Origin of the sequence: Maribacter sp. 4U21 (assembly GCF_002742365.1) — a bacterium.
In the GTDB taxonomy this organism is placed as follows: Bacteria; Bacteroidota; Bacteroidia; order Flavobacteriales; family Flavobacteriaceae; genus Maribacter.
Genome location: NZ_MDGN01000043.1, coordinates 14,710 through 40,166 on the forward strand (window position 1 = coordinate 14,710; position 25,457 = coordinate 40,166).

General features: G+C 39.3%; 26 protein-coding genes. 14 read left to right on the forward strand and 12 right to left on the reverse strand.

Features of this window, described 5'->3' with window-relative positions; translation table 11 throughout:
* Nucleotides 1-33: 33 nt before the first annotated feature.
* Complete coding sequence (locus tag BFP77_RS08755; RefSeq protein WP_099573656.1) at nt 34-1,401, reverse strand: glycoside hydrolase family 113; 1,368 nt, start codon at nt 1,399-1,401, stop codon at nt 34-36.
* Complete coding sequence (locus BFP77_RS08760; protein ID WP_099573657.1) at nt 1,402-2,013, reverse strand: FMN-binding negative transcriptional regulator; 612 nt, start codon at nt 2,011-2,013, stop codon at nt 1,402-1,404.
* A 100-nt stretch (nt 2,014-2,113) separates the two neighbouring features.
* Here BFP77_RS08760 and BFP77_RS08765 point away from each other — a divergent pair, with 100 nt between their 5' ends.
* Entirely contained in the window at nt 2,114-2,944 is an 831-nt protein-coding gene (locus BFP77_RS08765; RefSeq protein WP_099573691.1) for an alpha/beta fold hydrolase, read from the forward strand.
* 45 nt (nt 2,945-2,989) lie between these two features.
* Here the strand turns inward: BFP77_RS08765 and BFP77_RS08770 are convergent, their stop codons facing one another.
* Nucleotides 2,990-3,826, reverse strand: coding sequence for an endonuclease/exonuclease/phosphatase family protein (locus tag BFP77_RS08770; protein ID WP_257212919.1), 837 nt, complete (start codon nt 3,824-3,826; stop codon nt 2,990-2,992).
* Between the two features lie 54 nt (nt 3,827-3,880).
* Here BFP77_RS08770 and BFP77_RS08775 point away from each other — a divergent pair, with 54 nt between their 5' ends.
* Nucleotides 3,881-4,261 carry a glyoxalase superfamily protein gene (locus BFP77_RS08775; protein WP_099573658.1) on the forward strand — a complete coding sequence of 127 codons (381 nt, stop codon included), beginning with the start codon at nt 3,881-3,883 and terminating at the stop codon, nt 4,259-4,261.
* 787 nt (nt 4,262-5,048) lie between these two features.
* On the opposite strand, the gene BFP77_RS08780 is transcribed toward BFP77_RS08775, so the two are convergent.
* From BFP77_RS08780 to BFP77_RS08790, 3 genes are all read right to left on the reverse strand, one after another.
* Entirely contained in the window at nt 5,049-5,570 is a 522-nt protein-coding gene (locus BFP77_RS08780) for a nuclear transport factor 2 family protein (RefSeq protein WP_099573659.1), read from the reverse strand.
* Between the two features lie 295 nt (nt 5,571-5,865).
* Entirely contained in the window at nt 5,866-7,884 is a 2,019-nt protein-coding gene (locus BFP77_RS08785) for an adenylate/guanylate cyclase domain-containing protein (RefSeq protein ID WP_143751883.1), read from the reverse strand.
* A 3-nt stretch (nt 7,885-7,887) separates the two neighbouring features.
* Complete coding sequence (locus BFP77_RS08790) at nt 7,888-9,906, reverse strand: S9 family peptidase (RefSeq protein ID WP_099573693.1); 2,019 nt, start codon at nt 9,904-9,906, stop codon at nt 7,888-7,890.
* 105 nt (nt 9,907-10,011) lie between these two features.
* Here BFP77_RS08790 and BFP77_RS08795 point away from each other — a divergent pair, with 105 nt between their 5' ends.
* Nucleotides 10,012-11,013 carry an SDR family oxidoreductase gene (locus BFP77_RS08795; RefSeq protein WP_099573661.1) on the forward strand — a complete coding sequence of 334 codons (1,002 nt, stop codon included), beginning with the start codon at nt 10,012-10,014 and terminating at the stop codon, nt 11,011-11,013.
* 43 nt (nt 11,014-11,056) lie between these two features.
* On the opposite strand, the gene BFP77_RS08800 is transcribed toward BFP77_RS08795, so the two are convergent.
* The 5 genes from BFP77_RS08800 to BFP77_RS08820 form a co-directional block, all read right to left on the reverse strand.
* Nucleotides 11,057-11,644, reverse strand: a complete 588-nt coding sequence (locus BFP77_RS08800) for a Pycsar system effector family protein (protein WP_257212920.1) — start codon at nt 11,642-11,644, stop codon at nt 11,057-11,059.
* A gap of 87 nt (nt 11,645-11,731) precedes the next feature.
* A complete protein-coding gene (locus tag BFP77_RS08805; protein ID WP_099573663.1) occupies nt 11,732-13,237 on the reverse strand; it encodes a M28 family peptidase in 1,506 nt (501 codons plus the stop codon).
* Between the two features lie 80 nt (nt 13,238-13,317).
* Entirely contained in the window at nt 13,318-14,010 is a 693-nt protein-coding gene (locus tag BFP77_RS08810; RefSeq protein WP_099573694.1) for a peptidase E, read from the reverse strand.
* Between the two features lie 70 nt (nt 14,011-14,080).
* Nucleotides 14,081-15,388 (reverse strand): DEAD/DEAH box helicase, encoded by a 1,308-nt coding sequence (locus tag BFP77_RS08815; RefSeq protein ID WP_099573664.1) that lies wholly within the window; start codon nt 15,386-15,388, stop codon nt 14,081-14,083.
* Between the two features lie 93 nt (nt 15,389-15,481).
* Nucleotides 15,482-17,032: an NAD(P)/FAD-dependent oxidoreductase gene (locus tag BFP77_RS08820; protein ID WP_099573665.1), complete on the reverse strand. Its 1,551-nt coding sequence runs from the start codon at nt 17,030-17,032 to the stop codon at nt 15,482-15,484.
* Between the two features lie 114 nt (nt 17,033-17,146).
* On the opposite strand from BFP77_RS08820, the gene BFP77_RS08825 reads away from it, so the two are divergent.
* From BFP77_RS08825 to BFP77_RS08870, 10 genes are all read left to right on the forward strand, one after another.
* Nucleotides 17,147-17,563, forward strand: a complete 417-nt coding sequence (locus tag BFP77_RS08825) for a DUF2141 domain-containing protein (RefSeq protein WP_099573666.1) — start codon at nt 17,147-17,149, stop codon at nt 17,561-17,563.
* Between the two features lie 30 nt (nt 17,564-17,593).
* Entirely contained in the window at nt 17,594-18,220 is a 627-nt protein-coding gene (locus tag BFP77_RS08830; protein WP_099573667.1) for a tetratricopeptide repeat protein, read from the forward strand.
* 8 nt (nt 18,221-18,228) lie between these two features.
* Complete coding sequence (locus BFP77_RS08835; protein WP_257212921.1) at nt 18,229-19,566, forward strand: 2TM domain-containing protein; 1,338 nt, start codon at nt 18,229-18,231, stop codon at nt 19,564-19,566.
* Between the two features lie 543 nt (nt 19,567-20,109).
* Entirely contained in the window at nt 20,110-20,388 is a 279-nt protein-coding gene (locus tag BFP77_RS08840; RefSeq protein ID WP_099573668.1) for a 2TM domain-containing protein, read from the forward strand.
* A 53-nt stretch (nt 20,389-20,441) separates the two neighbouring features.
* Nucleotides 20,442-20,744, forward strand: a complete 303-nt coding sequence (locus tag BFP77_RS08845) for a 2TM domain-containing protein (protein ID WP_099573669.1) — start codon at nt 20,442-20,444, stop codon at nt 20,742-20,744.
* Nucleotides 20,744-21,067 carry a 2TM domain-containing protein gene (locus tag BFP77_RS08850; RefSeq protein WP_257212922.1) on the forward strand — a complete coding sequence of 108 codons (324 nt, stop codon included), beginning with the start codon at nt 20,744-20,746 and terminating at the stop codon, nt 21,065-21,067. Before BFP77_RS08845 ends, BFP77_RS08850 begins: the two co-directional genes overlap by 1 nt.
* Nucleotide 21,068: 1 nt before the next feature.
* Nucleotides 21,069-21,449, forward strand: coding sequence for a 2TM domain-containing protein (locus tag BFP77_RS08855; RefSeq protein ID WP_099573671.1), 381 nt, complete (start codon nt 21,069-21,071; stop codon nt 21,447-21,449).
* Entirely contained in the window at nt 21,439-21,771 is a 333-nt protein-coding gene (locus BFP77_RS08860) for a 2TM domain-containing protein (protein WP_180272332.1), read from the forward strand. The genes BFP77_RS08855 and BFP77_RS08860 overlap by 11 nt, the downstream gene beginning before the upstream one ends.
* Before the next feature lie 62 nt (nt 21,772-21,833).
* Nucleotides 21,834-22,475 (forward strand): DUF2306 domain-containing protein, encoded by a 642-nt coding sequence (locus BFP77_RS08865; RefSeq protein ID WP_099573673.1) that lies wholly within the window; start codon nt 21,834-21,836, stop codon nt 22,473-22,475.
* Entirely contained in the window at nt 22,472-23,227 is a 756-nt protein-coding gene (locus tag BFP77_RS08870) for a LytR/AlgR family response regulator transcription factor (RefSeq protein ID WP_099573674.1), read from the forward strand. Before BFP77_RS08865 ends, BFP77_RS08870 begins: the two co-directional genes overlap by 4 nt.
* 70 nt (nt 23,228-23,297) lie before the next feature.
* On the opposite strand, the gene BFP77_RS08875 is transcribed toward BFP77_RS08870, so the two are convergent.
* Nucleotides 23,298-24,494, reverse strand: a complete 1,197-nt coding sequence (locus BFP77_RS08875; RefSeq protein ID WP_099573675.1) for an LETM1-related biofilm-associated protein — start codon at nt 24,492-24,494, stop codon at nt 23,298-23,300.
* A 231-nt stretch (nt 24,495-24,725) separates the two neighbouring features.
* Between BFP77_RS08875 and BFP77_RS08880 the strand changes: the two genes are divergently transcribed.
* Nucleotides 24,726-25,436 carry a DUF4331 family protein gene (locus BFP77_RS08880; RefSeq protein ID WP_099573676.1) on the forward strand — a complete coding sequence of 237 codons (711 nt, stop codon included), beginning with the start codon at nt 24,726-24,728 and terminating at the stop codon, nt 25,434-25,436.
* The last annotated feature ends 21 nt before the right edge of the window (nt 25,437-25,457 follow it).

Sequence of the window (25,457 nt, forward strand, 5' to 3'; positions counted from 1 at the left end):
CTTAACTCTAGTATCTTAACTGAAACCTCAAGTTTAAGGTCTTTTAACCGTATTTTTAAAACCCTTGGCAATTACATTTTCTGCGGGCTTAAAACGTGGCGAGAAATTGAGGTCTGTTGCGGCACTTTCCTCCGTAGTCCGTACGTTCCATTCCCAAATATAAATACCCGCTAGCCATGGCTGGTCCCAACATTTGTTGAACAAAGCTTCGAAAGCCAATTGTTGGGTCTTATCGGATTTCTTTTTAGTAAGTATACTAAACCCTGAACCCCATTCCCAAGGCTTTATGGTAGCATTAGATTCGCTTTTATAGCCCACTTCTGTAAAAAGTATGGGTTTCTCATATTTTTCATGTACACTCTTTAATTCCAGTATATGTTTGTCCCATCCCATTTCGATGGTCTCTAAATCCGGATTTTCCATTTTGGTCAAGGGAAAGTAAGCTTGTATTCCTATGTAATCTAACCTGTCCCAAAAGCCAACGTGCTCATACTCATCGTACCAGTTTGCGGCGTAAGTGAGTTCGCCCTTATAAATTTCCTTTATTTCATCAATAAGTCCGTTCCACTTTTCAGGTTGTCTTTTTATAGAGGTTCGCAGTTCGGTACCTACGCAGAATAGTTCCGTTTCTGTCAGCGCCGCAATCTTTGCATAGCGCATCATGTTTATCCGGTAAGATTCAAACCAGGCATCCCAATCTTCATTACTATCTAGCGTAATATTACTCCGCCAACCACTACTCATCCACAAATGCGGTTTCAGATGTACTTTAAGTCCTTTTTTATGAAGCGTCCTTATCGTTTTTATGAAGCTAGAATCCCTTCTGGTAAAAGAATTGAGATCATCTGGAACATTAATTCGTTTTGTGGTTTCATCCTCTTGATAAAGAAAGGGAATTACTGCCACCCATTCTACATTGGCCTTGATAAGATCATCTATAACCTCGTTATTATCACGAGACCAGCCAAAAACACTCATGCCTCTTTGTTTTTGATCGGCCTCATAAAAATTATTAACGATTCCCTCAGTATTCATTACGGAATTATCCCACTGATAATCGTGCCACTCATAGGAATTGGCATAGATAAGTGTTTTAAGACCTAGGAAGGCTATCAGAATGGGAAGTATAAAACGGTAACCCAGTTGTCTGAAGAAGACCGATTTTGATTTGGATCGATAAAGTTTGATGAAATATTGAAGTGCCAATAGCAGTAAGCTGCACAAAAGAAAAACTATATGAAAACCGGTGAGGAAATTTTTATTCCCGGCAATGTTAAAAAAGAATAAGGCGCTGTCTCCAGGGCTTCTATCTCCACGACTTAAAAGAATAGTAATGACAATGAAGCTAAGGAACCAAAGTACCGCATATACTACCAAGAATTGTTTGGTTTTACGACCCATTTATGCACTATTAGATTTGGTCATTGCACTAGCAACTGAAGCTGCTTGCGCATCTCGTTTATTTAATTCTTCAATGATTCTAGGTTGATCATGCTCGCGTCCTTGAGATAATTTTTTCGCCGCCTGTATGTCCGTTATCCGTATTTGAAATCCGACAACACCTTTTATTTGGCGCATGGTTTTTGGGGATAGATTTTCAATGGCCACCGGACATGCGGAATTTTTCTCGTACTTGTTCACTAGCTTATGCATGGAATCCAGAACGGCCGCCTCGTCTATAATTTTAAGGGTACCGTAGACATGAACCGCAATATAGTTCCACGTTGGAACTTCCTCTTCTTGGTACCAAGAGGAAGAGATATAGCTGTGCGGACCATTAAAAATACAAAGGACTTCGGTCTGTTCCGAAAATTGAGTCCACTGCGGGTTGGCCTTGGAGATGTGACTAACGAGAATATCGTTTCCATCCTTATCGGTATCCAATTCCAACGGAATATGGGTGGCCCATGGTTTTCCATCGACCTGACTTACCAAAATGCCAAAGCTGTTCTGTTCTAAAAACTCTTTGACTTCGGAAAGGTTCTCGTTTCTATACTGTGTGGGTATGTACATAGTGTGAAATTAGATAAAATATTAATAGAGCAAATATTCTTTTAAAACGAGGTAATAGCATGCCAGTTATAAAACTACCTTGTTTAAAATAAAAAAAGATATGCCATTTATAACAAACGAGAAAGCAAAAGAATCCGTAGCTATTTTTTATGAAGATTACGGACAGGGACAACCAGTAATCCTAATCCACGGCTGGCCGTTGAGCAGAAAATCATGGGAGCAGCAAGTATGGAAGATTGTTGAAGAGGGCTACCGATGTATTTCGTACGATAGAAGAGGGTTTGGAATATCTTCATCGCCTTGGGAAGGTTATGATTATTCCTCTTTAGCAGGCGACTTACATACGCTAATTACCGAACTGGACCTAAAGGATGTTGTCCTAGTAGGGTTTTCCATGGGTGGCGGCGAGGTAGTGCGCTACTGTACGGACTTTGGTACGCAAAACATTGCGAAAGCGGCGCTCATAAGTTCTATCATCCCCTTGGTAAAGAAGAAAGACGATAATCCAGACGGCGTGCCAGTGCATGTTTTGGATAATATTAAAAGTGCCTTACAAAAGGACAGGGTCGGATTTTTAAAAAATTTCCACAAAGGTTTTTATAATTATGAGGATAATAAGAACCGGGTAAGCGAAGGCCAATTGGAATATGATTTTATAGTTGCCTCCCACGCATCTCCAAGAGCCACGATACAAGCTGCCTTGTCATGGATGCATACCGATTTTAGACCGGAGCTTAAAAACGTAGACGTGCCTACTTTAATAGTACATGGCGATGCAGACCAGACCGTTCCTATTGAAACATCAGGTGATTTAGCGGCCAAGGGAATTTCCAAAAGCACGTATGAAGTCATTAAGGGAGCCCCACATGGCTTAAATGTTACTCACGCTGACACATTGAACGATATCTTGGTCAATTTCCTAAAAGGATAAGGATGAGATAGTTTTAGTTAGGGGGCCAGTGTAAAAAGTGGGCCTTTATGGTGTAAAGCTGAGCATGGCTATTACGGGCAAATGATCAGAAATGTGTTTGTTGTTTTCCATACGGTCGTCTATATGGGTATAACTTTCTACTTTAAAACCATCCACGAAAATATAGTCTATACGCTTATCCAGAACTGCATTCCAGTCAAAACCATTGAATGTCCCAAGAGGTCCGTAGGGAGGCTTTTTTGATACTTCACGTCCATCATTGAGCTGTTTGCTCAAGTACATAATAGGAGCCTCGTCCGGGGTAAGATTTAAATCTCCCATTAAGATACAAGGTAATTTTTGGGTATTCAGTTCTCTTATCTTACTTATGATAAGCTGTGCAGCCTTTGCACGTGCGGTCTTACCAATGTGGTCAAAATGCGTATTGAACACATAGAATCGATTTTTAGTAATACTATTTTGGAATAAGGCATAAGTACAAATACGTTCTAAAGCGGCGTCCCATCCCACGGAAACCTTATCCGGTGTCTTCGACAACCAAAAAGTATCGGTTGCCAATATCTTCAGCTTGGTGCTGTCATAGTGAATAGCCGTATATTCCCCTTTTTGCGTTCCATCGTCCCTTCCTATGCCAACATAGGCGTAAGAGGTGATGCTACTATCCAAATAGGTGGTTTGATGGTAAAGGGCCTCCTGTGTGCCAAAGACTTGTGGATTGTAATGTTTGATCAAACGCGCCATGGCTTGTTTTCTATTGTTCCAATTATTTACGGTATCATTGACATTATCGTATTTTATATTGTAGCTCATGACGGTCATTTCCTGACCATATCCCATACGCGTACAAATTACCAAAGCAAGAAAAAGTATATGTTTTAACATCTCTATATAGTGTGGAAAATTACAAGGTAGCTATAATCCCTTTATATTTATAGTATGGAAAGAAAAGGATTTTTACATCAAATACATCCTGTTTTACCTGTTAGGGATGTGGTACATGCACTAGATTTCTATGTAAATAGATTAGGGTTTAAAATCGCATTTGCGGACGATTCCAAAAAACCGACTTACGCAGGTGTTCTGCGCGATGATATTGAAATTCATTTGCAATGGCATGACGCCAAGGAATGGGAGCTGAACGGTGATAGACCCATGTTAAGAATTGTTACCCAAAATATTGAAGCGCTTTACGAGGAATATTCAGAAAAATCTGTTTTTAATGCCCATACCTTACTTAGGGAAACAGCTTGGGGAACCAAAGAGTTTGCTTTTTACGACCCTGACAATAATGGACTTACTTTCTACAGGGATGCGTAAAAAATAGCGTTACTCGATCATACAGATTTATCGCCTCGACGCTTACGTAGAAAATAAATATTGGTTTTTTTTCTAACGCCTCATGAGTTTAATTCAAGGTCGTTTAGCCTAGTTTTCTTTTTCTTTCTTCTTCATTTCAATATATCTTGTAACAAGGCGGACCCCTAACCTTGCAGAAAGGATAACGGCGATAACCATTACAATATCAAATCCGTTCAAAATTTCTTTTTCTTTAAGATAAGGTTTTTAGGATTAAAAAGAAGCAGCTTTAACCATTTTAACTAGTATAATAGGCCTCTTTAGTCTTACGTAATTCTTTGGTGTAGCCAACAAGTTTTGGATTATAGGGAATGATTTCTCCCATAATATCACCCACCCCTTGATCCCCTCCAAAGAGGGGTAGGTTTCGTTTTTAAATTTAACATTGATAGTAACTAAAAACCGAATAACTAGAAGGATAATTTCACCAATGGCATATTTGAAGTATTCGGTGATTTTTGATTTTCAAAGAAGTATTGCTATAGTTGTTTTTTTCAGGATTGAAGTCTCGCTTCAGATTCAAAGAGGGAAAAGGGTTCTGGGCCTGGGATAGCTAGTAAAAAAAGTATAAAGAAGAAATGGCCAGACCTATAACTAGGTAAGGAGTGTTGGGTTGGTTTCATTTGGTTGGTCTAATCAACGGCAATCGCTTAAAGGTATTAAAATAAATCTTAAAGAGTTAACTATATATTAAACAAAACCCAGAACAGGATTCCGGGTTTTGGAGTTTTGTAAGGAGGTTAAGAAGTTATTCTGGCGCAGTAATTTTATAACCCTGTGCCATCATAACATTCATCATATCGTAAAAATAACGAGACATCACTATTTTTCCATTTTCTACCAAATTTGCGGTATGGTAAGGAATTACGATAGTTTCCGCTGTCTCTTTATTGGTCAGCGTATTGGCGCCCCAAGCAAGCACCCATTCTCCTTCGTTCCAGTTATTGGTAACTTTTACAGGTAAGTATAAATCTTGCCTAATCGTATGTTCGAAGCTATCTGTACTATTTTTAAAATTCTCCTTGTGTTGTGCAACGTTCAAGGAGTCCAGTCCTCCTCCAAGTCCATATATCATTGCATGATCTGCCAGATGCATATTCATAGTGGCTACATCTCCTTTTTGCAAAGCAGCAATATAGTTTTGAACAACTTCGCTTGCCGTCTCGGCGTTATCAAATTCTATGGTCACGGTAGACTCTTGTGCTTTAGAAATTGAAGGAATCAATAAAAGGGTTAGTGCTAAAAATAGATTCATTTTTAATGTTCTCATAATACTTATATTTAATTGGTTACTATTCTTAATAAGTAATTACAATCAATAATGATTTGGCAACAATCGATGGTGATCAAGTCGGGAGAACAAATACGTGGGAGAACAATAAAGAATCTGGTCTAAACCAGTAAAAAGAAGGTCTACAAAATGGACCTAGGGTAATGTAGTGATTATTTTGACATGTTTATCAATTGATAATCAAAATGTTATAACTTTTGTTGATTTTTCATTGTATTTATGTAAATCCTATTTAAGTGGCGTTATCATACAATTATCGGAAAAGCAGGTTAAACTATACATCTATAAGTTTTTCAACAAACCACATATCAACTTCTCCTTTACCTTTTGCATTTATTTTGCCTCTATGGGTACAAGTGAGTAATGGGTTGTCTTTTATTAACTCATAAGTGTCCTGAGAAATATTTACTTGTCCTACAGCGCCGCTACTTTCCATTCTCGAAGCCGTGTTCACAGTATCTCCCCAGATATCATATTGAAATTTCTTAACTCCGACTATACCGGCCACTACGGGCCCGGTGTGTATTCCTAAGCGCATTTTAAAGGTAAACCCGTCCGTTGATTCTTTTTCTATGAACCTCTGTGTCATGTAAGCCTGCATCTCTAAGGCCGCCAGAACAGTATTATGAACGGCATCGTCCGATGGTATAGGCAATCCACCTGCAGCCATATAGGCGTCTCCAATAGTTTTTATTTTTTCTATACCGTATTTTTCACAGATATGGTCAAAGGCCTTGAAACAGTTGTTGATTTCACCAATTAATTCCCCAGCGGACAGTTCGGCAGATTTTTCGGTAAAACCTTTAAAGTCGGTAAATAAAATCGACACAAGGTCAAAATCCCGAGCCGCTGCCTCTCCTTTTTCCTTGAGTTCTTCGGCTATTTCAGCAGGTAGTATATTGAGCAGTAAACTTTCTGAACGGTTTTTTTCCTTTTCTATAACGGCGCGCGACTTTTTTACATACCGCCAGCGAATAAAAAAACCTATGGCGAGGATTAGGCAGATTAGTGCACCGGCGATGGCGATATTTCTATTTTTATCTTTTTGCTCTACTTCAATCTCGTGCTGCAACCGTACGGCCGTATCTTTCTCTATCTGTATTAAACTGTCCTCCGCCACTTTTTTGGAGAACTCCATTTGCTGTAGTTTAATGGCGGTTTCCTCAGATTGTATACTATCCGAAATTGCAATCATTTCTTCGTAATAAGATAAGGCCTGGCTGGTTTTACCGAGGGCTCTAGAAGCTTCGTAAAGACATTCGTAAGAATACTCCTGTCCACCTAAATCGCCAACTATTTTAGCATAGGATAGGCTTTCAGTGCAGAGCTGTATGGCCTTTTGGTAGTTTTCTTGATCCAGATAAATATCGCTCATACTCAGTAAATAGGAAGTACTCCCTTGTAGGTCATGGATACTTTTTGCGATTGCTAAACTACGTTCCAGATAGTCCAATGCTTGTTCCGTATCACCTTGATTATAGAACACAATGCCCATACCGGAAAGTGAGGCAGCGATACTCAATTTGTCTTGTTTTTTCTCATCAATGGCTAGCGCCTTTTGATAATACTCCAAGGCCTTCGTATACTCTTCAGTATCCAGGTAAACATTCCCAATATTTGTATATTGGGAAGAGTTGGCCGTTTCGTTACCGTACTCCTTATTAATGGCAATGCCCTTAAAATAATAGTCCAAGGCTTTATCATGATCACCTCTCACAAAATAAATGCTGCCAAACTCGTTATAAATAGCGCTCACACCTTCCGAATCACCAATTTCTTCAGAAATTTTTAGACTTCTTTCATAGTTTTTCAAGGCATTGATGACATCCTCGTTGTCATGGTAGATATAACCTGTTTTCAATAAAATATCAGCAGCTCCGGTTTTATATCCAATAGTCTCTGCGAGCGATAGCCCTTCATTATAAGCAGCTAGGGCCTCAGGATAGTTTCCACTTCTAAATAATACGTAACCCTTTAGGTCCAGTGCGTCTACCGTTGCAGTAGCGTAATTAATTTCTTTGGTGAACCGGTACAGCTCATTGGCCAAGATCAAGGCACTATCAGGAGCACTGTTAAATGGTCCTTCGTTAATATAATCATGTAGCGCATCCGCACGGGCCGAATCCGGTAGGGCTTTGTTCAGCCAGATACTTTGGAGCGAATCTAGTTTTTGTTGTGCACATAAAGTACCAGTAAAAATTAGAAAAGCAGCAACGAGCAAAGCCATATTATTCTTAGCTACCATTCCTATAGAACAATTTTGCGCAGTTCCCACCTCTAAATTGTTATGCAACGATTAATCTTTATGTTTCTCAAACCAAGCCAGTATACCCGCTATTTTAGCGATTAAGTTGCTTGGCCTGTTGGCAATGCCGTGCGATGCTCCGGGGATACGTACCATAGCGGTTTCTACACCCTCTAGCTTTAGCGCGGTATAAAACTGCTCCGACTCTGCAATGGGTGTTCTATAGTCTTCCTCACCGGTGAGTAGCATGGTGGGTGTGGTTACATTGGCCACATAGTTCAGTGGGGAACGTTTAAAATAACTCTCTGGGTCTTCCCATGGTTTTTTACCGAACCAATATTTAGAGAAGAATGCGGCACCATCTGCATAGAGAACAAAACTTGCCCAGTTGATAACGGGTTTGGCCACTACGGCAGCTTTAAAACGGTCGGTCTTACCTACGATCCAAGCAGTGAGTACTCCACCACCGCTTCCTCCGGTAACGAACAACTTATTCGGATCTACGTAGCCTTTTTCTATCACTGCATCTACACCACTCATTAAATCATCATAGTCGTGGTTGGGATAATCGTGATGTATAAGGTTACCAAAATCAGCACCGTAACTGGTACTTCCGCGTGGATTGGAATACAGCACTACGTACCCTGCCGCTGCAAAAGCTTGTATTTCTGCCGAATAGACCGAACCATAACTGGCGAAAGGCCCACCGTGAATCTCTAAAATAAAAGGATACTTTTTTGAAGGGTCAAAATTTGGAGGTGTTACGATCCAACCTTGAATATCTTGTTGGTCATAGGAAGATTTCCACCAGATTTCTTCCACATTACCGATAGCTTTGAAAGAGAAAAGGTCGTCGTTTACAAAGGTAAGTCGCTTGTTCCCTTTTTTGGTCTGAACGCTTAAATCTGCTGGGTGCTCCGTAGTACCCAAGGTGTAGGCAATGTTTCCATTTTTGGCTACCGTAAAGGCCCCTGCATTATAGGGTCTCCCCAGGGAAAGTCCTCCAACCTTACCCACTTTGTCCGTAATTTTACCACTTAGTGCGATATGTGCAATTTTGGTTTCCCCCTTATCATCATATTGAAAGAAAAGCCCTTTACCATCGCCGTCCCATTGAATATTGGAAATATTACGATCAAAATCGCCGGACAATAGCATTGCGCTTCCGCCAGTAACATCCCTTACGTACAACTGATTCAGTTGATACCCTAGTAATTTATCATCTAGTCCGGTATACGCCATTTTGGTGCCGTCGGGAGAGATTACTGGCGTATTGTCCGGCCCATAGCGTTGCGTCAGCGCCTTAACTTCATTGTTATTTAAATTTAGCGCGTAGATTTCACTATCATTGGGTTCAAAAGCTTCATCGGGATTAAAATTGGCGGAGAAGTATAAAGTCTTACCATCTTTTGCCCATTGGGGAGCACCATGGTCAAATTCTGTCGTAGTCAATTGTTTTGGCGTTCCTCCATCAATGGATAGGGTAAAAAGTTGCGTGTTTCCTCCTTTTATGTAGCCCTGGCCATCTCCTCTATAATTGAGTTGGTCAATATAAGTAGGGGGGGTGTTCCATTTAGCCCCCTCTGGTTTCGCCGGCATTTTTATGATGGATTCGTTTGCTTTGGGCACGAACATGGTAAAAGCCAGGTATCGGTCGTCCGGAGACCAGCTTACGGCACCCGGTGACTTCGGTGTATTGGTCAGTGGCGCAATTTCCTTGGAATCCATCCACATTACAAAAAGTTTCATACGATCGTCCTGCCTGTTGGATTTAAAAATGATTTTATCTCCCTTGTGCGACCATCTGGGATAAAAGTCGTTCTGGTTGCCCGTAGTAATTGGTCTGTTTTTGGAACCGTCACTATTTATGAGCCAAATGTTGGACAGATTCTTATCCGTCATCACATCCTTAAAATTCCGAACGTACAGAACTTGGCTCCCGTCCGGTGAAATCTGGGAATCGGAAACATATTCCATATTGTAAATATCCAGTAGATCTAAATTTGCAGTCTTTTGGGAAAATGCCAAGGGCCCACTTAGGATCAATAGCAATAGTAATACGTTTTTCATGATGTTATTTTTGGTGGTTATACTGATGTTTTTGAATATAGTGATTAACTTCAAATATTTATAGTACTTTGAAGTAAATAGTACTTACTTTAAAAAGCAGGGAACATGAAAGTTTTATTTATTGGGGGAACAGGAAATATCAGTACGCCATCCAGTAGATTGGCACTTGCTAGGGGCGTAGACCTGTACCTTCTGAACAGGGGAAAATCTAAGGTCCACATAAAAGGTGCTAAGACGATTATTGGAGATATTAACAAACCAGAGGAATTAACGGAGCTTAAAACGCATCAATGGGATGTGGTGGTCAATTGGATTGCTTTTACTCCAAAGGACATAGAACGCGATATCAACCTTTTTAAAGGAAGAACAAAACAGTATATTTTTATTAGTTCGGCATCCTGCTATCAGACCCCGTTGAGTTATCCGGTAATTACAGAATCTACTCCCTTAAACAATAATTTATGGGATTACTCCCAGGATAAGATACGTTGTGAGGATCGTTTACAAAGCGCTTATCGCGAAGAAGGGTTTCCTGTGACCGTAGTGCGTCCTTCGCTAACTTACGACACGGTTATCCCCATTGCAATCGGAGGATTTAATAGATACAATACGGCACAACGAATACTTCAGGGCAAAGAAATTATTGTGCACGGCGATGGTACCGGACTATGGACGGTAACCCATTCCGATGATTTTGCTAAAGGATTTGTGGGTCTTCTGGGCTTAACCACGGCAATAGGTCATGCATTTCATATTACTTCGGATGAAATATTAAGCTGGAACATGATTTATAAAATACTCGCGGAGGCCTTAGGGAAAGAGGCGAAGGTAGTTCATATAGCGTCTGACTTTATATGTAAAATAGCGACTTCCTTTACCGGAACACTTTTGGCCGATAAGGCAGAAAGCGTCATATTTGACAATACCAAGATAAAAACTTTTGTGCCGGGCTTTAAAGCGACCATTCCTTTTACCGAGGGTATTAAACGTACACTTAGCTGGCTCAATGAAGACGACAGCAGAAAATTTATTGACCCAGAGGCAGAACAAAAAATTGAGAAGGTCTTAAAAGCTTATAATGCTCTTGGAGATATCCGAAATTTATAAGAGGCAAGTATTAGTGTGGATTTTGCAAAATTACTGAAGCAGGCTAAACTCCCAGAGTTAATACTGCATAATAAAACACAAGAATTAAGAACACAATAAGTCCAGAAGCTAAAAATTGCAGTGATCTATTAACATATTTGAATTTGGCAGCGGCTATTTTGGATATTATATAAATCTGTTGTCCCAATTGATCGAACAATTCTTCTTCTTTTAGACTAGTAGTGTAGAATATTTTTGAAAATTCTTTTATGGAACCAAATTTGGTAATTACGTCTCCGAAATAAAAAACATTCTTTTCATAATTGCCTTCTAAACGCGGCATAAAACAACGAATACTAAAGTATATAGAGATAACGGTAGATAAGAACCAAAGGATTAGGAGAATATACAATAGAATTTCTTTGGGACCGCCAGTTAATACCACCTCAATTTGTTGAAATATAAAGTTTAGCAGGATACCATAAAAAGTTAAAATTAGACCTGCTTTCACTTCAGATGCTCTTATGAGACCTAAAACATAATTTATACTGCCCCAATAGTGATCCACAAGTTCTTCGGAATGACCTTTAGATTCCAGTTTTTTAAGTAGCTCCGTTTCTAGCGGTGTCAATGTTTTTTCTTTATTTTCCAAAATAACGTGGGCATTTAGTCTATTACTAGAATGGTGTGTCTAATGTCTTAACTGCAACATATTCATATAATTGGAAATTGAAATCTATTAATTCTTCATAGGAACTTCTGGCGTTTTTTCGTAGAGCGCTTTACTTGCTGCTTCATACTTGTCCCCGGCCACCCAAGTTGGGGTAGTGGGGTCGTTACCAATTTGTCTTCCCGCTAGGACATAAGCACTGAAAAATTTGAACAAGTAATCATAATCCAAGGTATCCGCCTCATCACCTGGTCTATGATAATACTTGGTAACATCCCCATCAAAAGATGAAAATCCGAGGGAGAAGGTGGGCGCAGGTATTCCCTTTTTAGCAAAGTTAACGTTATCGCTCCGGTCAAATAAACCCTGTTCTTTTGCAGGATCTTCAATCGCCTTTAAACCAAAGGTTGTAGCTGCAGTAGTTATATTTTTTTCCGCAGTGGTTCGGGTTAGTCCTATAATGGTGGCTAAAGAAATGTCGTTGTACCCACCATTATCGCTATTAAAACAATAGACCATTTGATTTAGTGGCAACACGGGATTTTCCACATAATATTCACTTCCTAGAAGCCCCTTTTCCTCGCCCGTAAATAAAATGAACAGGGCGGAACGTTTGGTGGGATATTTCGCCAGATTTTCTGCCATGCTCAGCACGGTCGTGGTTCCTATGGCGTTATCTCTAGCGCCATTGTATATGGTATCACCTGTTTCATCTGGCGTTCCAATACCCACATGGTCGTAGTGTGCGGAGTAAATGATGTATTCCTCTTTTAGTTTTGGGTCCGTACCTTCAACAATCCCGATGACGTTTTGGGATAGCACAGTTTTCTCCTGTTCTTCGTTAAGGGAAACTTTGGCCTTTAAGGTTGTAGAAGTTTCCAATTCTTTGGCCATGGCACCGGCAGTATCCAATACCCAAATGTGAACCATTGAGTTATCTTTTCCCTTATTATCTTCTTCATCTTCAGCTACCATTAATCTGGCTTCATTAAAATTATGATCTATAAAACCCCACATATTAGCATCGGTATCTAGTAATTCTATGATGGCAGCAACTCCATGCTCTTTGGCAATTTTTTGTTTTTCCGAGCGTAATCCAAAGGCTGCCCTTGCATCTTTGGTATCCGGACCCCCGGCCTTTACGACGATAACTTTACCTGAAACGCTTTTTCCAGAATAATCTTGAGATAGCCCATAATTAAGGAATATAGCATCACCTTCAACACTTATTTGAGCAGGATTTATGAGCGCATAGTCGGTAATTTTGGTATCGTTTATTTGAATATTGACTTCTGATGGGGCAGAAACACTTTTTAATTTTACTTCTTGGTAATACGTACCTGTCTTGGGATTTGGCTTTAACCCATAACCGCGAAAGGCGTTAGCGAGGTAGGAAGCCGCAATTTTTAATTCGGGAGTACCGGTTGCACGACCTTTTAAGAGGTCGTCCGCCAAGAAATAAATATGGCCTTCTATATTGGATTTACTAATGGTCTCTTTCGTTTTTTCAATATCCGTTTGCGCAAAAATAGAACACAGGCAGAATACCGCGACTAAAGTGGAATAGATTCTCATGGTTTATGGTTTGTTGTTGGTTTGTATAAAGTATGGAAGATAACAAATTGAATGCGAATGTGCTTCGAATTATTTTAAAATCAACCAATGATGTCTCCCGGAATTAAATCTTCTATGATGTGTCCATTCTCCGCATGTACGTAATACGAATGATTGTCGGCGTCTAGCGAAACTGATTTTACTACCTTTTCATTGATAAAATGAAGGGCAGACCTATCATCGCAGGCATAACCATCGGTCAAATCTCCATTAAGGATATTGGAGTGATATAATGGGCGTCTGGATTTTTCCGAATTGTAATGCGGACAATGACTTTTGTCAATAAACCGCATTCCCTTAACAATACTTAATTCTGCCGGGCGAGAATCCGTAGTTCCTCCATTGAACCAGCATAGAGAACCAGCACTGCCACCACCCATAACAACCCCGTTTTCGTAGGCGTTCCTCAAGGCTTTGTCTATACCTTGGGCATGCCATATGGCGAGCATATTCAACGTATTGCCGCCACCTACCACAATAGCGTCCATTTGATTGATAATAGTCGTAAAAGTTTCTTTATCATCATAGGAATTCACCCAGACCCTCAGTACATGGGCATGTACCTCTAGCTGATCGCAAACTTCATGAAATCGTTCTATATAACCTTCATCGTCTCCGCTGGCCGTAGGAATAAAGCATAGGTTGGACTTTTGCTTTCCAGTGGCTTTCGTCATATAATCCAAAAAAGGTACGGTATGCTTGCCACTGCCGTAGATAAATAGTTGTCTTTGCATTTGGTTCATTTCACATTGTAAGGTATGAACTTACCAATTAAAGAGAACTTTTCAAATTTAAAGAGAAATACTAGGAGTTTGACTTTTCGGACGACCCTCCCTTGTTTCTGTTATTGTTGGAGTTTCTGTTGTTTCTTCCTCTAAAATTTGAATTTCCAGAACGGTTTCTGTTTTTGTTATTTTTAGTGCGATTAGAACTTTTTGGTCTCCTTGGCTGACTTGGACTTTCTTGCTCGGAATCTGCATCCGTAAAAGGATGTTCTGGCATACGGGGAACCTGTTGTTTTATAAGTTTCTCTATGTCCCTTAAATAGGCACGTTCTTCCAAATCACAAAACGACAGCGCGATACCACTGGCGCTGGCACGCCCCGTTCGGCCGATACGATGTACATATGTTTCAGAAACATTAGGTAGGTCATAGTTCACCACTAGGGAAAGTTCTTCCACATCTATGCCCCGAGCTGCGATATCGGTGGCTACAAGGACTTTAAGTTTTCCGTCCTTGAAAGCACCTAATGCCTTTTGCCTAGCTGCCTGCGACTTATTTCCATGAATTGCCGCAGACCGTATATCCGCCTGAGCCAGTTTTTTCACAATCTTGTTAGCACCGTGTTTGGTACGTGAAAAAACAAGAACGGATTCGTTCGGTTTTTCCTGTAAAAGATGCACTAATAACTTAGGTTTGTTGGGTTTGCTTACAAAATAGACCCCTTGTTCCACCTTTTCCGCCGTTGCCTGTTCGGGTTTTATAGTGACCCGCTCAAAATCCCCCAGCATTTTGGTGGAAAGTTCCACTATGGTTTTTGGCATGGTGGCCGAGAAAAATAGTGACTGTCTTTGAGGAGGTAGCTTTGCAATAATTTTTTTAATATCATGTATAAAGCCCATATCCAGCATTTGGTCGGCCTCATCCAAAACAACAAATTCTAGGTCCCTAAAGGTGATAAACCCTTGGTTCATAAGGTCTAATAAACGACCTGGAGTGGCAATGAGAATATCTATACCTCCTCGTAGGGCATTTACTTGTTTGCCTTGTTTGACCCCACCAAAAATAACAGTGTTCCGTAGGCCCGTATGTTTGCCATAAGCGGTAAAACTTTCTCCTATCTGTATGGCTAGTTCCCGTGTTGGTGTTACCACAAGGGCTTTAATTTTACGCTTATTCTGGCGCAATGAAATTCCTTCGTACAAATGGTGTAGAACGGGAATACCAAAAGCAGCGGTTTTACCGGTTCCCGTTTGGGCAACGCCCAATAAGTCCTTTCCTTTTAATAAGATAGGAATCGCTTTTTCTTGAATAGGTGTCGGTGTGGTATAGCCTTCTGCTTCTAAGGCTTTTAGTATAGGTTCGGCAAGGCCGAGTTCTTTAAAAGTCATAATTTTTTATCAGCTGCGAAGTTACGGCTAATTGCGCTATAAAAATTTATTAATACACGACTACGATTATAACGGTATCACAAGGATATTGGTTTATAAACCTACTACAGCTGCTTCCGCACAGCGTTCACCATCCATTGCGGCAGATACGATACCACCGGCATAACCACCACCTTCACCACAAGGGAAAAGCCCCTTGATTTCTGGATGCTCCAACTGCTCGTTCCTGGGAATGGTTACCGGAGACGAGGTTCTGGATTCTACCCCGATAATATTGGCCTCTGCCGTATAATAGCCCTTCATTTTTTTACCGAATTCAGCAAATCCCTGCCTTAGACGACTACCTATAAGTTTGGGCAGTAATGAGTGCATTGGGGCCGATTTTAAGCCCGGTTGATAGGAAGTAGAGTTAAGGTCGGTTGAAAGCGTTCCTTCCACAAAATCCGTTAAACGTTGCGCTGGAGCGGTTTGGCTTCTTCCACCAGATGTGAATGCCAATCGTTCTAAGTTTTTCTGATATTCCAATCCTTTAAGGGCTCCAAATTTTTCAAACTTGGGAATATCCTGATCAATATTTATCTCCACGACAATACCGGAATTGGCATACAGGTTATTGCGTTTTGAAGGTGACATTCCGTTTACCACCACTTCACCAGGTGCTGTAGCTGCGGGAACTATAAAACCTCCAGGACACATACAAAAGGAATATACGCCTCTATTTTTAACCTGTTGAACTAGACTATATGCTGCCGCAGGTAAAAGTTCGTCTCGCTCTCCCTTACAATGATATTGTATGGAATCAATAATGTGTTGTGGGTGTTCTGCACGAACCCCCATCGCGAAAGACTTCGCTTTCAGGCTAATATTTTTATCGTTCAGGAGATAAAAAATATCACGTGCAGAGTGACCTGTTGCTAAAATAACACGGTTTACTTGCTGCTCATCCGTATCGTTTAAAACAAGCGATTTAATGGTGTTGTTTTGGATTTGAAAGTCTGTGACTTTGGTATTAAAATGAACTTCGCCACCTCGGTCAATAATTGTTTCACGGATGTTCTGCACAATTTTTGGAAGCTTGTTCGTGCCTATATGTGGGTGTGCGTCAACAAGAATCTCCTCAGTAGCCCCGTGATAGACCAAACTTTCGAACACCCGCCTTACATCACCCCGTTTTAAACTTCTTGTATATAATTTACCGTCGGAATACGTGCCTGCACCACCTTCACCAAAGCAGTAGTTGGAGTCTTCGTGAACAAGGTGGTCTTGATTTATCGCTTTTAAGTCCCTTCTTCTTTCCTGAACATTTTTACCGCGCTCTAGAACTACGGGTTTATAGCCTAACTCCAGACATCGTAGCGCAGCCCACATACCCGCCGGGCCAAAACCGATGATGTGTACTTTTTTGGATTTGGAGACGTCCTTATAATCAAAGTTGAAGTTATCCTCGGGAACGTGCTCATTGATATATGCTAATAGTTTGTAATTAAAAACGATTTTTGGTTTTCTCGCATCTATGGACTTCCGTACGATTTTTAACGAAAAAGTTTGCTCCTCAAGACTTAAATATTTTGCAGCTTTCTTCTTTAAAATACCTTCTTGGGCTTCCTCTTGGAGTGATAGTCGTATTTGTAGGGTTTTAATCACAGTGTAAAATTACCGCAATTCGGTAGCTTAAATCAACAACTCGGTATTTCTTTTTTTAAAATAGTATCCCTTTAAGAGAAATTTGCTTCATAAATAAGAACAAAATCCGATAACATGAAAAAATTGATGACGCTTGCAATATTCTTTGGTTTTTTAATAATCACCGCTCAGGAAAAGAAGTCTGGGACAATACAACTTCAAATTGATAATATTGAGAATGACAAAGGTCAGATGCTAATTGGGCTATACGATTCAGAGGACAATTGGCTTAGCAAAATCTATGTGGGTAAGGTTGCCAAAATTACCGACGGAAGCGCGGAAATAACGTTCGAAAATGTACCGTTGGGCGTTTATGCCATTTCCGTTTTTCATGATGAGGATAACAATGGTAAATTGAAAACTTTTCTTGGAATTCCTGCAGAAAGTACCGGTTCTTCTAACAATGCACCCGCACGGTTTGGACCACCAAAATGGGAGGATGCCAAATTTACGCTCGCCGAGAAAACAGTTCATCAAAAAATAGCACTTTAACCACTTGTAATAATTTTTAAATCTGATAAAATGAAAAATAGCATAATTGTATTAACACTATTATTTACGACCCTTTTTTTTGGGCAAGACCAGTATACTCAAGGAATGCAAAAAGCCTTTTCTTTATGGGGTGAAGGTAAATCTACTGAAGCTGCTAATATGTTTGAACGAATTAGTACGGTTGAACAGGATAATTGGCTACCCTATTATTATGTTGCTCAAATTAATACCATTGCTTCTTTTGGTGAGAAGGATGAAAAGGTTTTGAAACAACAGTTAGATAAGGCTCAGGAATTCATAGACATAGCGAAAGCCATATCCCCGAATAACCCTGAAATAATGGTACAGCAAGCCATGACACATACGGCCTGGATTGCCTTTGATGGGGCCACGTACGGAATGACCTTATCAGGAAAAGTGGCTGCACTTTATGCAAAAGCAGAGCAATTGGCTCCTGAGAATCCAAGGGTTATTTTCTCAAAAGCGGAATGGGATATGGGTTCAGCGCGTTATTTTGGACAGGATATTACGCCTTACTGTGCAGATGTAGAACGTTCGTTAGAACTTTTCGCTAACTTTAAACCGGAAAGTACTTTTCATCCCAATTGGGGTGCCGATAGGGCGGAAGCGACTTTGGAAAACTGTGGTAAAAAATAGAATTACACGTGAATAGATTCTTAAAACATTTAGGAAATGCATGGCTGGTAGGCACCCTGATATTTATAATTATCATGGCAATACTCTACGCAAGTGGTGTCTATCCTAATGGAATAAGTTGGGCCGAAGCATGGGAGGAGTACTATGAAGGGATGATTTTTTCATTGATTATATATTGCGCCAACGCTATTTGGATTCAGTATTTACTCAATACGTACAAATATGATCTTTTTACCGCCAAAAGGTTTATTAAAGCGATTCTGGGAAACATTGGATTTTCTTTGATAGGAATTTTCATTTCGAAACTTATTCTTTTGGTTGGAATTCAAAACCAGCCGTTACTAGAATTTTTAGAAGATCAAGAAATAACGGATTATAGAATTTCTCTTTTCATTTCCATTGTCGTAGCCTTGATATTCTACTCGGTATGGTACTATAAGTATCGACAAGAGAATAAGGTCAAAGAACAAAAGATAATCGCGGGTACGGCATCGGCTAAGTTTGATGCCTTAAAAAATCAGTTAGACCCTCATTTTCTATTCAACAGTTTAAATGTGTTGACAAGTCTTATTGATGAGGATCCTAACCAAGCTCAAAAGTTTACTACTTCCCTATCCAAGGTCTACCGTTACGTGCTGGAACAGAAAAATAAGGACTTGGTTTCTGTAGATGAGGAACTGCAGTTTGCCCGTACCTACGTAAAGCTTTTAAAGATGCGCTTTGAGGATAGTATAGTTCTTGATATTCCGGAAAAAGCTATCAATTCAGAAGCTAAAATAGTTCCACTTTCCTTGCAATTACTACTAGAAAATGCGGTAAAACATAATATTGTCACTTCCGCTAAACCCTTACATATCCGTATTTATGAGGAAGAAGGATTGCTAAAGGTCACTAACAATCTACAAGAGAAACAGGTAGTCAAAAAAAGTAGTGGCGTGGGCCTCCAGAATATTAAGCAGCGTTATGATCTCCTAAGCAATAGAAATATGGAGATTTTTAATGACGGAACAAACTTTACGGTACAGCTACCAATGCTCACCCAGCAAGTTTCCGTTGTGGAAACACAAGAGGAGTTTATTGATGATAAACGCTATCAAAAAGCAAAGGAAAAGGTCGAAGCTGTGAAGGGCTTTTACGGTAATCTAATTGCTTACTGTATTGTTATTCCCTGTCTTGCCTTGTTAAACTATAAAACAACAAGTTTTCCTTGGGTCATCTTTCCCATATTGGGTTGGGGTTTTGGACTTCTCACCCACGGCATGGAAGCTTTTGGTTACAATCCGCTTTGGGGAAAACGTTGGGAAGAAAAAAAGTTACGAGAGCTCATGGATAAGGAGGATTTTTAGATGTTGGCATGTGCCTTGTAAGTAGTTAGTATTCAGTATTCGGTTTTCAGTTTTCAGTTTTCAGTAAGCAGTAAGCATTAGTCAGTAGGCAGTAAGGAGTATTCAGTAGGCAGTAAGCAGTAAGCAGTAAGCAGTATTCAGCTTAGTTAGTATATAGTATTCAATACAAAGTGTGTTTTTATTCTAACCTCCATCCTCCATCTTCTATTCTCTAATATATCAGGTCACACCTCTAACGTCTAATGTCTCACACAGGCAGTGTTCGGTATTCAGTAAACAGTATTCAGTATTCAGCTTAGTTAGTATATAGTATTCAATACAAAGTGTGTGTTTAATCAGTCCTCCATTCTCTAATATCGTGCATCTTGCATCTCAAATCTTACATCTAGCATCTAATGTCCAACATCCGGTATCCATTTCATCAATCCATCCTAGAAAAACCACAGTTCGGTAGTTCCTTTTTTTAAAAGAGGGGTTCTTTAGGGATATTTGGAGTGTAGATAAGAACAAACGTAAAGTTTAAATAACGCTAAAATAAAGATCATGGAAAATTCAAACGAGTATAAGTATAGAAGGGCTAAAGAAAGAGTAGGAGCTATAAAATCTTTTTATAATAATCTTTTGGCATACTGCATTGTAATCCCATTTTTGGCTTGGGTCAATTATAATACCACAGGCTTTCCTTGGGTAATATTTCCGGCACTCGGATGGGGAATAGGATTAGTTGGTCATTGGGCCAATGCATGTGGGTACAACCCCATTTTAGGGAAGAACTGGGAAGAGCGTAAAATTAAGGAGTTAATGAACAGTAACGATTTTTAGGGAATCGCTTATATTTAGTAAATGATTTACTTACTTTAATAATCATAGCAATCATGGACGATAGAAATAGAGAGGACAAATATTTTAGGGCACGGGAACGCGTAGACCAGATAAAGAAGTTTTATTCTAGCTTACTGTCTTACATTATCTTCATAGCACTACTGGGAGGACTGAATTATTGGATAGATGAGTGGAGGTATCCTTGGTTTTTATGCGCAGCTTTCGGATGGGGGATAGGTTTGGTCTTTCAAGCTGTCAAGGCATTTGGGTTCAACCCTTTTTTTGGGAAGGACTGGGAAAATAGAAAAATTAAGGAACTGATGGAAAATGATGAAGACGCAAAAAAATGGAAATAATGAAGACAGATAGAGAAAAATTGAATCGTGCTAAAAAACGATTGGAAGAATTAAAAGGATTTTATTGGCACTTAGCTGTTTATTTAGGGGTTAATTCCTTTATTACAATTTCAACTATAATAGGAAGAATGAGCAACGGGGCTTCATTCCTTGAGGTATTGGACTTCGGGACTTTTGCTGTATGGTTTTTCTGGGGTATTGGTCTTTTTTTTCATGGGATGAAGGTGTTCTCGTATAATCCTATTTTTTCCAAGTCTTGGGAAGAACGTCAAATTCAGAAATATATAGAGAAAGACAAACAACAGGCGGAAAAATTCAGATAGGATGGAACGGAATTATAAACAGTCGGAAAAATTTTTAAAAGCTAAAAAGCAGGTAGAGCATATTAAAAATTTCTACAAACACTTACGGGTGTATATTATAATTAATTCATTATTGCTCGTAGTAAAATTCAATTTAATAGATTGGTTCAAGGACGATTATGAATGGATTCAAAACCCTGGCTTCGGTGATTGGGTGAGTTGGAACATTGTAGGAACTCCTATCATTTGGGGTTTAGGTTTGATGGTACATGCCGCTTACGTTTTTAAGTTCGGTGCTAAATCTTGGCAGGAATTAAAGCCAGCATTCTTAAAGAGGTGGGAAAAGAGACAATTGGAGAAATTTTTGGAAGAGGAAAACAGGAATGGGGAATATGGAAAATAAATCGGAAGAAGAGAGACTGGACAAAGCACGCCTCCGTGTGGCAAAGCTGAAAGGGTTCTACATCCACCTCACCATATATTTGGTCATTAATACGGCATTGGTACTCATAAAACTGATAGGTAACTCGTACTATGGAGAAGCTTTTATGGGTCCTCTTTGGCACTTTAGCACCTTTGCGACGTGGATGTTTTGGGGCATAGGGTTATTTTTTCATGGTCTAAAGGTATTCTCTAATAGTTCTGTGTTTGTAAAAAATTGGGAGCAGCGTCAAATTGAGAAATATATGGCAGCGGATAAGGATAAAGCTGAAAAGTTGAGATAATTAAAATGCAAGGGTATTTTAAATAAGCAGTTCGTAAATGATAAAGCTCAGAAAAAAGATAAATGGATATCGTTAGGTTTTTAATTTTTATTCATGCCGTAACGGGAGGTATCGCATTATTAGCGGGTGCAATTGCAATTGGAAGTAAGAAAGGCAAATTAGTGCATAGAAGAGGAGGCAAGTGCTTCTTTTATTCCATGCTTGTCTCTGCAATTACGGCTTTGGTCATAGCCGTTTTACCTGGTCATGAAAACTCGTTCCTCTTCTGTATCGGAATCTTTAGTCTTTATTTTTTGATTGCCGGCTTTAGGGCTTTGGCCTATAAAAACGACATTAGCGATTTACGGTATGATAAATTACTATCTATCTTAGTTATCTTTATAAGTCTTGCAATGCTTTTGTACCCCATATTACAGGAAGGAGCAATAAATATTGTCCTAATGGTTTTCGGGATAGTAGGATTAGTATTTGCGCTTAGAGACTTTTCTAACTACAGAACTCCAAAAAAACTACAACAAAATTGGTTAAGAATACATTTAGGTAAAATGATGGGGGCTTATATTGCCGCGGTATCTGCTTTTCTGGTGGTAAATCAATTTTTACCATCACTGTTAAATTGGTTTCTGCCAGCAGTTTTTGGGGTCGTTTTTATTACCTATTGGATTTTAAAAATTAAAAAGAAGGATAAAGCTATAACAGGATGAACGTAATTATTATAGAAGACGAAAAGCCAGCAGCAAGAAGACTGGGCAGGTTATTGGCAGATTTGGATATGCCGGTTACCACCATGCTGCACTCAGTTGAAGAGTCTATTATTTGGTTCGAGGGAAATGAACACCCGGATTTAATTTTCCTCGATATTCAATTGTCAGACGGGCTATCCTTTGAAATATTCGATGTAATCGAGGTAAAGAGCGCCATTATATTTACTACGGCCTATGATGAATACGCCTTGCAAGCTTTTAAACTGAATAGTATAGACTATTTGCTTAAGCCCATTGATGATGAAGAACTGGAAAGTGCCGTTAAAAAATTTAAGGCGCTTAAACCTAACAGTCAAAAACTGGCCATGGATTTTGAGGATATAAAGAAACTACTTGTAAATCCCCTAGAGCGGGAGTATAAAAAACGATTTACCGCTAGGGTAGGACAACATCTAAAAATTATAAATGCGGATGAGGTACAGTGTTTCTACAGTGAAAATAAAGGAACTTATGCCGCTACGCTAGATGGTAGAAATTATTTACTGGATACTACTTTGGAACATCTTGAAAGTGAGTTGGAACCTAAAATGTTTTTCCGTGTAAGTAGAAAGTTTTACGTTAACGTTAACCACATAAAAGACATCATATCCTACACTAATTCTCGCCTTCAGATTAAACTAACGAACTTTTCTGAGCAGGAAATTATTGTCAGCAGAGAACGTGTAAGGGACTTCAAGTTATGGTTGGAGTAAACTAATTTAATAAATTGAAAAATAATTGATTAAAAAAGCATTATAGATTTTATCGATACTGTATTTTGACCTATTTTTCGCTTTGCTCAATCCTATTTTCATCGAATGAAGAAGGCAGTAGTTTAGGAATTAATTTTATAAAAATTGGTAAGAGTACCGCTCCTCCGGGTAAAAGAAAAATAGCCAGTGAGGGAATACTCTTGAATATGTCCAAGAGCTGGCGTTGTACTTTTTTCTTCTCCTCCTTACTAAGGTCCTTAACCGTAGATTTTGACAGCAATGCAACCAATTCCGCACTTTCGGACAGTTCTTTCTGTAGTCGTTTGCTATTTCTCAGAATTAGCCTGTTGACCAATCTACCCATATTATCGTAAAATTGCAGGGCCAGATTTTGGTCTTTTAAAAATGGAATCGTTTCAGCGTTCTCAATAAAAAAATGGGTTACCTGTGCTAAAGCCTCCTGTATATGCTCATGGGCAAAACCTAAGTCTTTTCCTATACCATAAATAAACTCGGATTCTTTGTACTCCAAAGAATTATCTTCCCATACCGTTAAGCAAGCCATATCTAGCAAATAGGCATTCTCCCATTTAGAATCGTTAGCTAAAAGTATATTTCTATAAGAACCATCGAAATTTTGATTATCCCCATCAATAAAACTCAGCGATGAGGCTAGCAATTGCGCCAGTTTTTCATCCTTCTTATTTTTTTCTTTTGAGTTTAAGGCGTGGTAGGTAACGTTTATTACTAAATATTCTAGCTTTTGGGCGTGTTTCTTTATGTTCTCTGCTTCGGTTAGATACCTTTTGAAGAGCAACACATCAATGAATAACAGGGAATTGGTGATGAAACTATTAAAGGTTTTACTGATAATGTTATCTTCTAAATATACCCGAGAATCTATAAGTTTCTCCAGCTTGGAAGAAGTTTTACTTCCCGTAAAAATTTTTCCAAGAAAAGAGGCCTGATTTACCTCCAGGGTTTCATAAAACTTGAATATACATTCTAAAAAATCAGCGAAGTTCCCATCAGTATGCTTATCGATAAAGGTGAAGTATAGGGCGTTGAGCAAATTTATTTTTGCTTTCTCGTCCTCCGATAATTTATGCTCAGGAGTAACAAAGGCCGGTAGCCCGGAATGTATTCCATAGACAAAACCTGTTTCTCTTAATCCAAAATATAAAGTGTTGAAGTCTTTATAGGTTTTTTGGTAGCTCTTGGCCAAGGACCCAAATTTATCAATCCAACCCGAAGCGGATGGGTTCATAAGAAAATTCTTTAACCGAATTAGAGTACCAAATTACTACAAAATAAGGAGATCAGAGTAATACCGATAGTATTAAAAGGATAAATAGATAATATAAAATTAATCGGACCGAGCTTTTGAAACCGATTTAGCTCATTTTCTTGACTTTAACGTTTTTTAACATTCATAAACAAACCTTCCCAAAGATGTCTCGTAAGTATTAGTGATTCTAATCTAAAAATTAAACTAAGAATGAAAAAATCAAAATTATTTATGGGCCTAGGGGCACTTGCTATTGCGGGAGCCGTGTTGGTTGCAGCAGATCACATTGATGCTCCGGGTACAATGGGTACCACAGCGGACATCGCCGATTTTTATGCTTTTGAACCTTCGGAAGGTTCGGACAATACCGTATTTGCGGTAGACTTACAGTCTAATGTGCTACCAGATTTGGCATATGGTACATTTGACGAGAATATTTTAACCGAAATCAATATTGATACCGATAACGATTTGGTAGAGGATTTGGTGATACAAGCTATTGCAAGAGATGGTGAAATGTATTTCTTTGGACCAGTTGCACCAAGCGCTACGGGCACTAGTGGTGAGATAATGGTAGACGCACCTCTTGGGTCTGTTGCTATTTCTACGGATACCGCTATAGTAGAAACTACTAGCGACGGTGTTTCGCTCTTTGCCGGTCCAAGACAAGATGCCTTCTTTTTTGATTTCTTTCAGTTCAATGCGGTAATAGGCGGAATGGCCCCTGAAGGTTTTAAGCCAGCCGGAGACCCAAACACAACAGATGATGACGATACTACAGGGGTGGACACTTTTGATGGTGCTAACACCATGTCCATTGTAGTAGAAATTCCAAACAGCATGTTAGGGGAGACCACCGGTACAAATGCACTGGGTCTTACGGTTTATAAGACCTGGGTTACCACTAATGCAAAACAATAATTAAGAAAAGATAAAAACAAA

Excerpts from the sequence above, each read along its gene's own strand:
- BFP77_RS08755 (WP_099573656.1), bottom strand. The coding sequence starts at position 1,401 with ATGGGTCGTAAAACCAAACAATTCTTGGTAGTATATGCGGTACTTTGG.
- BFP77_RS08760 (WP_099573657.1), bottom strand. The coding sequence starts at position 2,013 with ATGTACATACCCACACAGTATAGAAACGAGAACCTTTCCGAAGTCAAA.
- BFP77_RS08765 (WP_099573691.1), top strand. The coding sequence starts at position 2,114 with ATGCCATTTATAACAAACGAGAAAGCAAAAGAATCCGTAGCTATTTTT.
- BFP77_RS08770 (WP_257212919.1), bottom strand. The coding sequence starts at position 3,826 with ATGTTAAAACATATACTTTTTCTTGCTTTGGTAATTTGTACGCGTATG.
- BFP77_RS08775 (WP_099573658.1), top strand. The coding sequence starts at position 3,881 with ATGGAAAGAAAAGGATTTTTACATCAAATACATCCTGTTTTACCTGTT.
- BFP77_RS08780 (WP_099573659.1), bottom strand. The coding sequence starts at position 5,570 with ATGAGAACATTAAAAATGAATCTATTTTTAGCACTAACCCTTTTATTG.
- BFP77_RS08790 (WP_099573693.1), bottom strand. The coding sequence starts at position 9,906 with ATGAAAAACGTATTACTATTGCTATTGATCCTAAGTGGGCCCTTGGCA.
- BFP77_RS08795 (WP_099573661.1), top strand. The coding sequence starts at position 10,012 with ATGAAAGTTTTATTTATTGGGGGAACAGGAAATATCAGTACGCCATCC.
- BFP77_RS08805 (WP_099573663.1), bottom strand. The coding sequence starts at position 13,237 with ATGAGAATCTATTCCACTTTAGTCGCGGTATTCTGCCTGTGTTCTATT.
- BFP77_RS08810 (WP_099573694.1), bottom strand. The coding sequence starts at position 14,010 with ATGCAAAGACAACTATTTATCTACGGCAGTGGCAAGCATACCGTACCT.
- BFP77_RS08815 (WP_099573664.1), bottom strand. The coding sequence starts at position 15,388 with ATGACTTTTAAAGAACTCGGCCTTGCCGAACCTATACTAAAAGCCTTA.
- BFP77_RS08825 (WP_099573666.1), top strand. The coding sequence starts at position 17,147 with ATGAAAAAATTGATGACGCTTGCAATATTCTTTGGTTTTTTAATAATC.
- BFP77_RS08830 (WP_099573667.1), top strand. The coding sequence starts at position 17,594 with ATGAAAAATAGCATAATTGTATTAACACTATTATTTACGACCCTTTTT.
- BFP77_RS08840 (WP_099573668.1), top strand. The coding sequence starts at position 20,110 with ATGGAAAATTCAAACGAGTATAAGTATAGAAGGGCTAAAGAAAGAGTA.
- BFP77_RS08845 (WP_099573669.1), top strand. The coding sequence starts at position 20,442 with ATGGACGATAGAAATAGAGAGGACAAATATTTTAGGGCACGGGAACGC.
- BFP77_RS08850 (WP_257212922.1), top strand. The coding sequence starts at position 20,744 with ATGAAGACAGATAGAGAAAAATTGAATCGTGCTAAAAAACGATTGGAA.
- BFP77_RS08855 (WP_099573671.1), top strand. The coding sequence starts at position 21,069 with ATGGAACGGAATTATAAACAGTCGGAAAAATTTTTAAAAGCTAAAAAG.
- BFP77_RS08860 (WP_180272332.1), top strand. The coding sequence starts at position 21,439 with ATGGAAAATAAATCGGAAGAAGAGAGACTGGACAAAGCACGCCTCCGT.
- BFP77_RS08865 (WP_099573673.1), top strand. The coding sequence starts at position 21,834 with ATGGATATCGTTAGGTTTTTAATTTTTATTCATGCCGTAACGGGAGGT.
- BFP77_RS08870 (WP_099573674.1), top strand. The coding sequence starts at position 22,472 with ATGAACGTAATTATTATAGAAGACGAAAAGCCAGCAGCAAGAAGACTG.
- BFP77_RS08875 (WP_099573675.1), bottom strand. The coding sequence starts at position 24,494 with ATGAACCCATCCGCTTCGGGTTGGATTGATAAATTTGGGTCCTTGGCC.
- BFP77_RS08880 (WP_099573676.1), top strand. The coding sequence starts at position 24,726 with ATGAAAAAATCAAAATTATTTATGGGCCTAGGGGCACTTGCTATTGCG.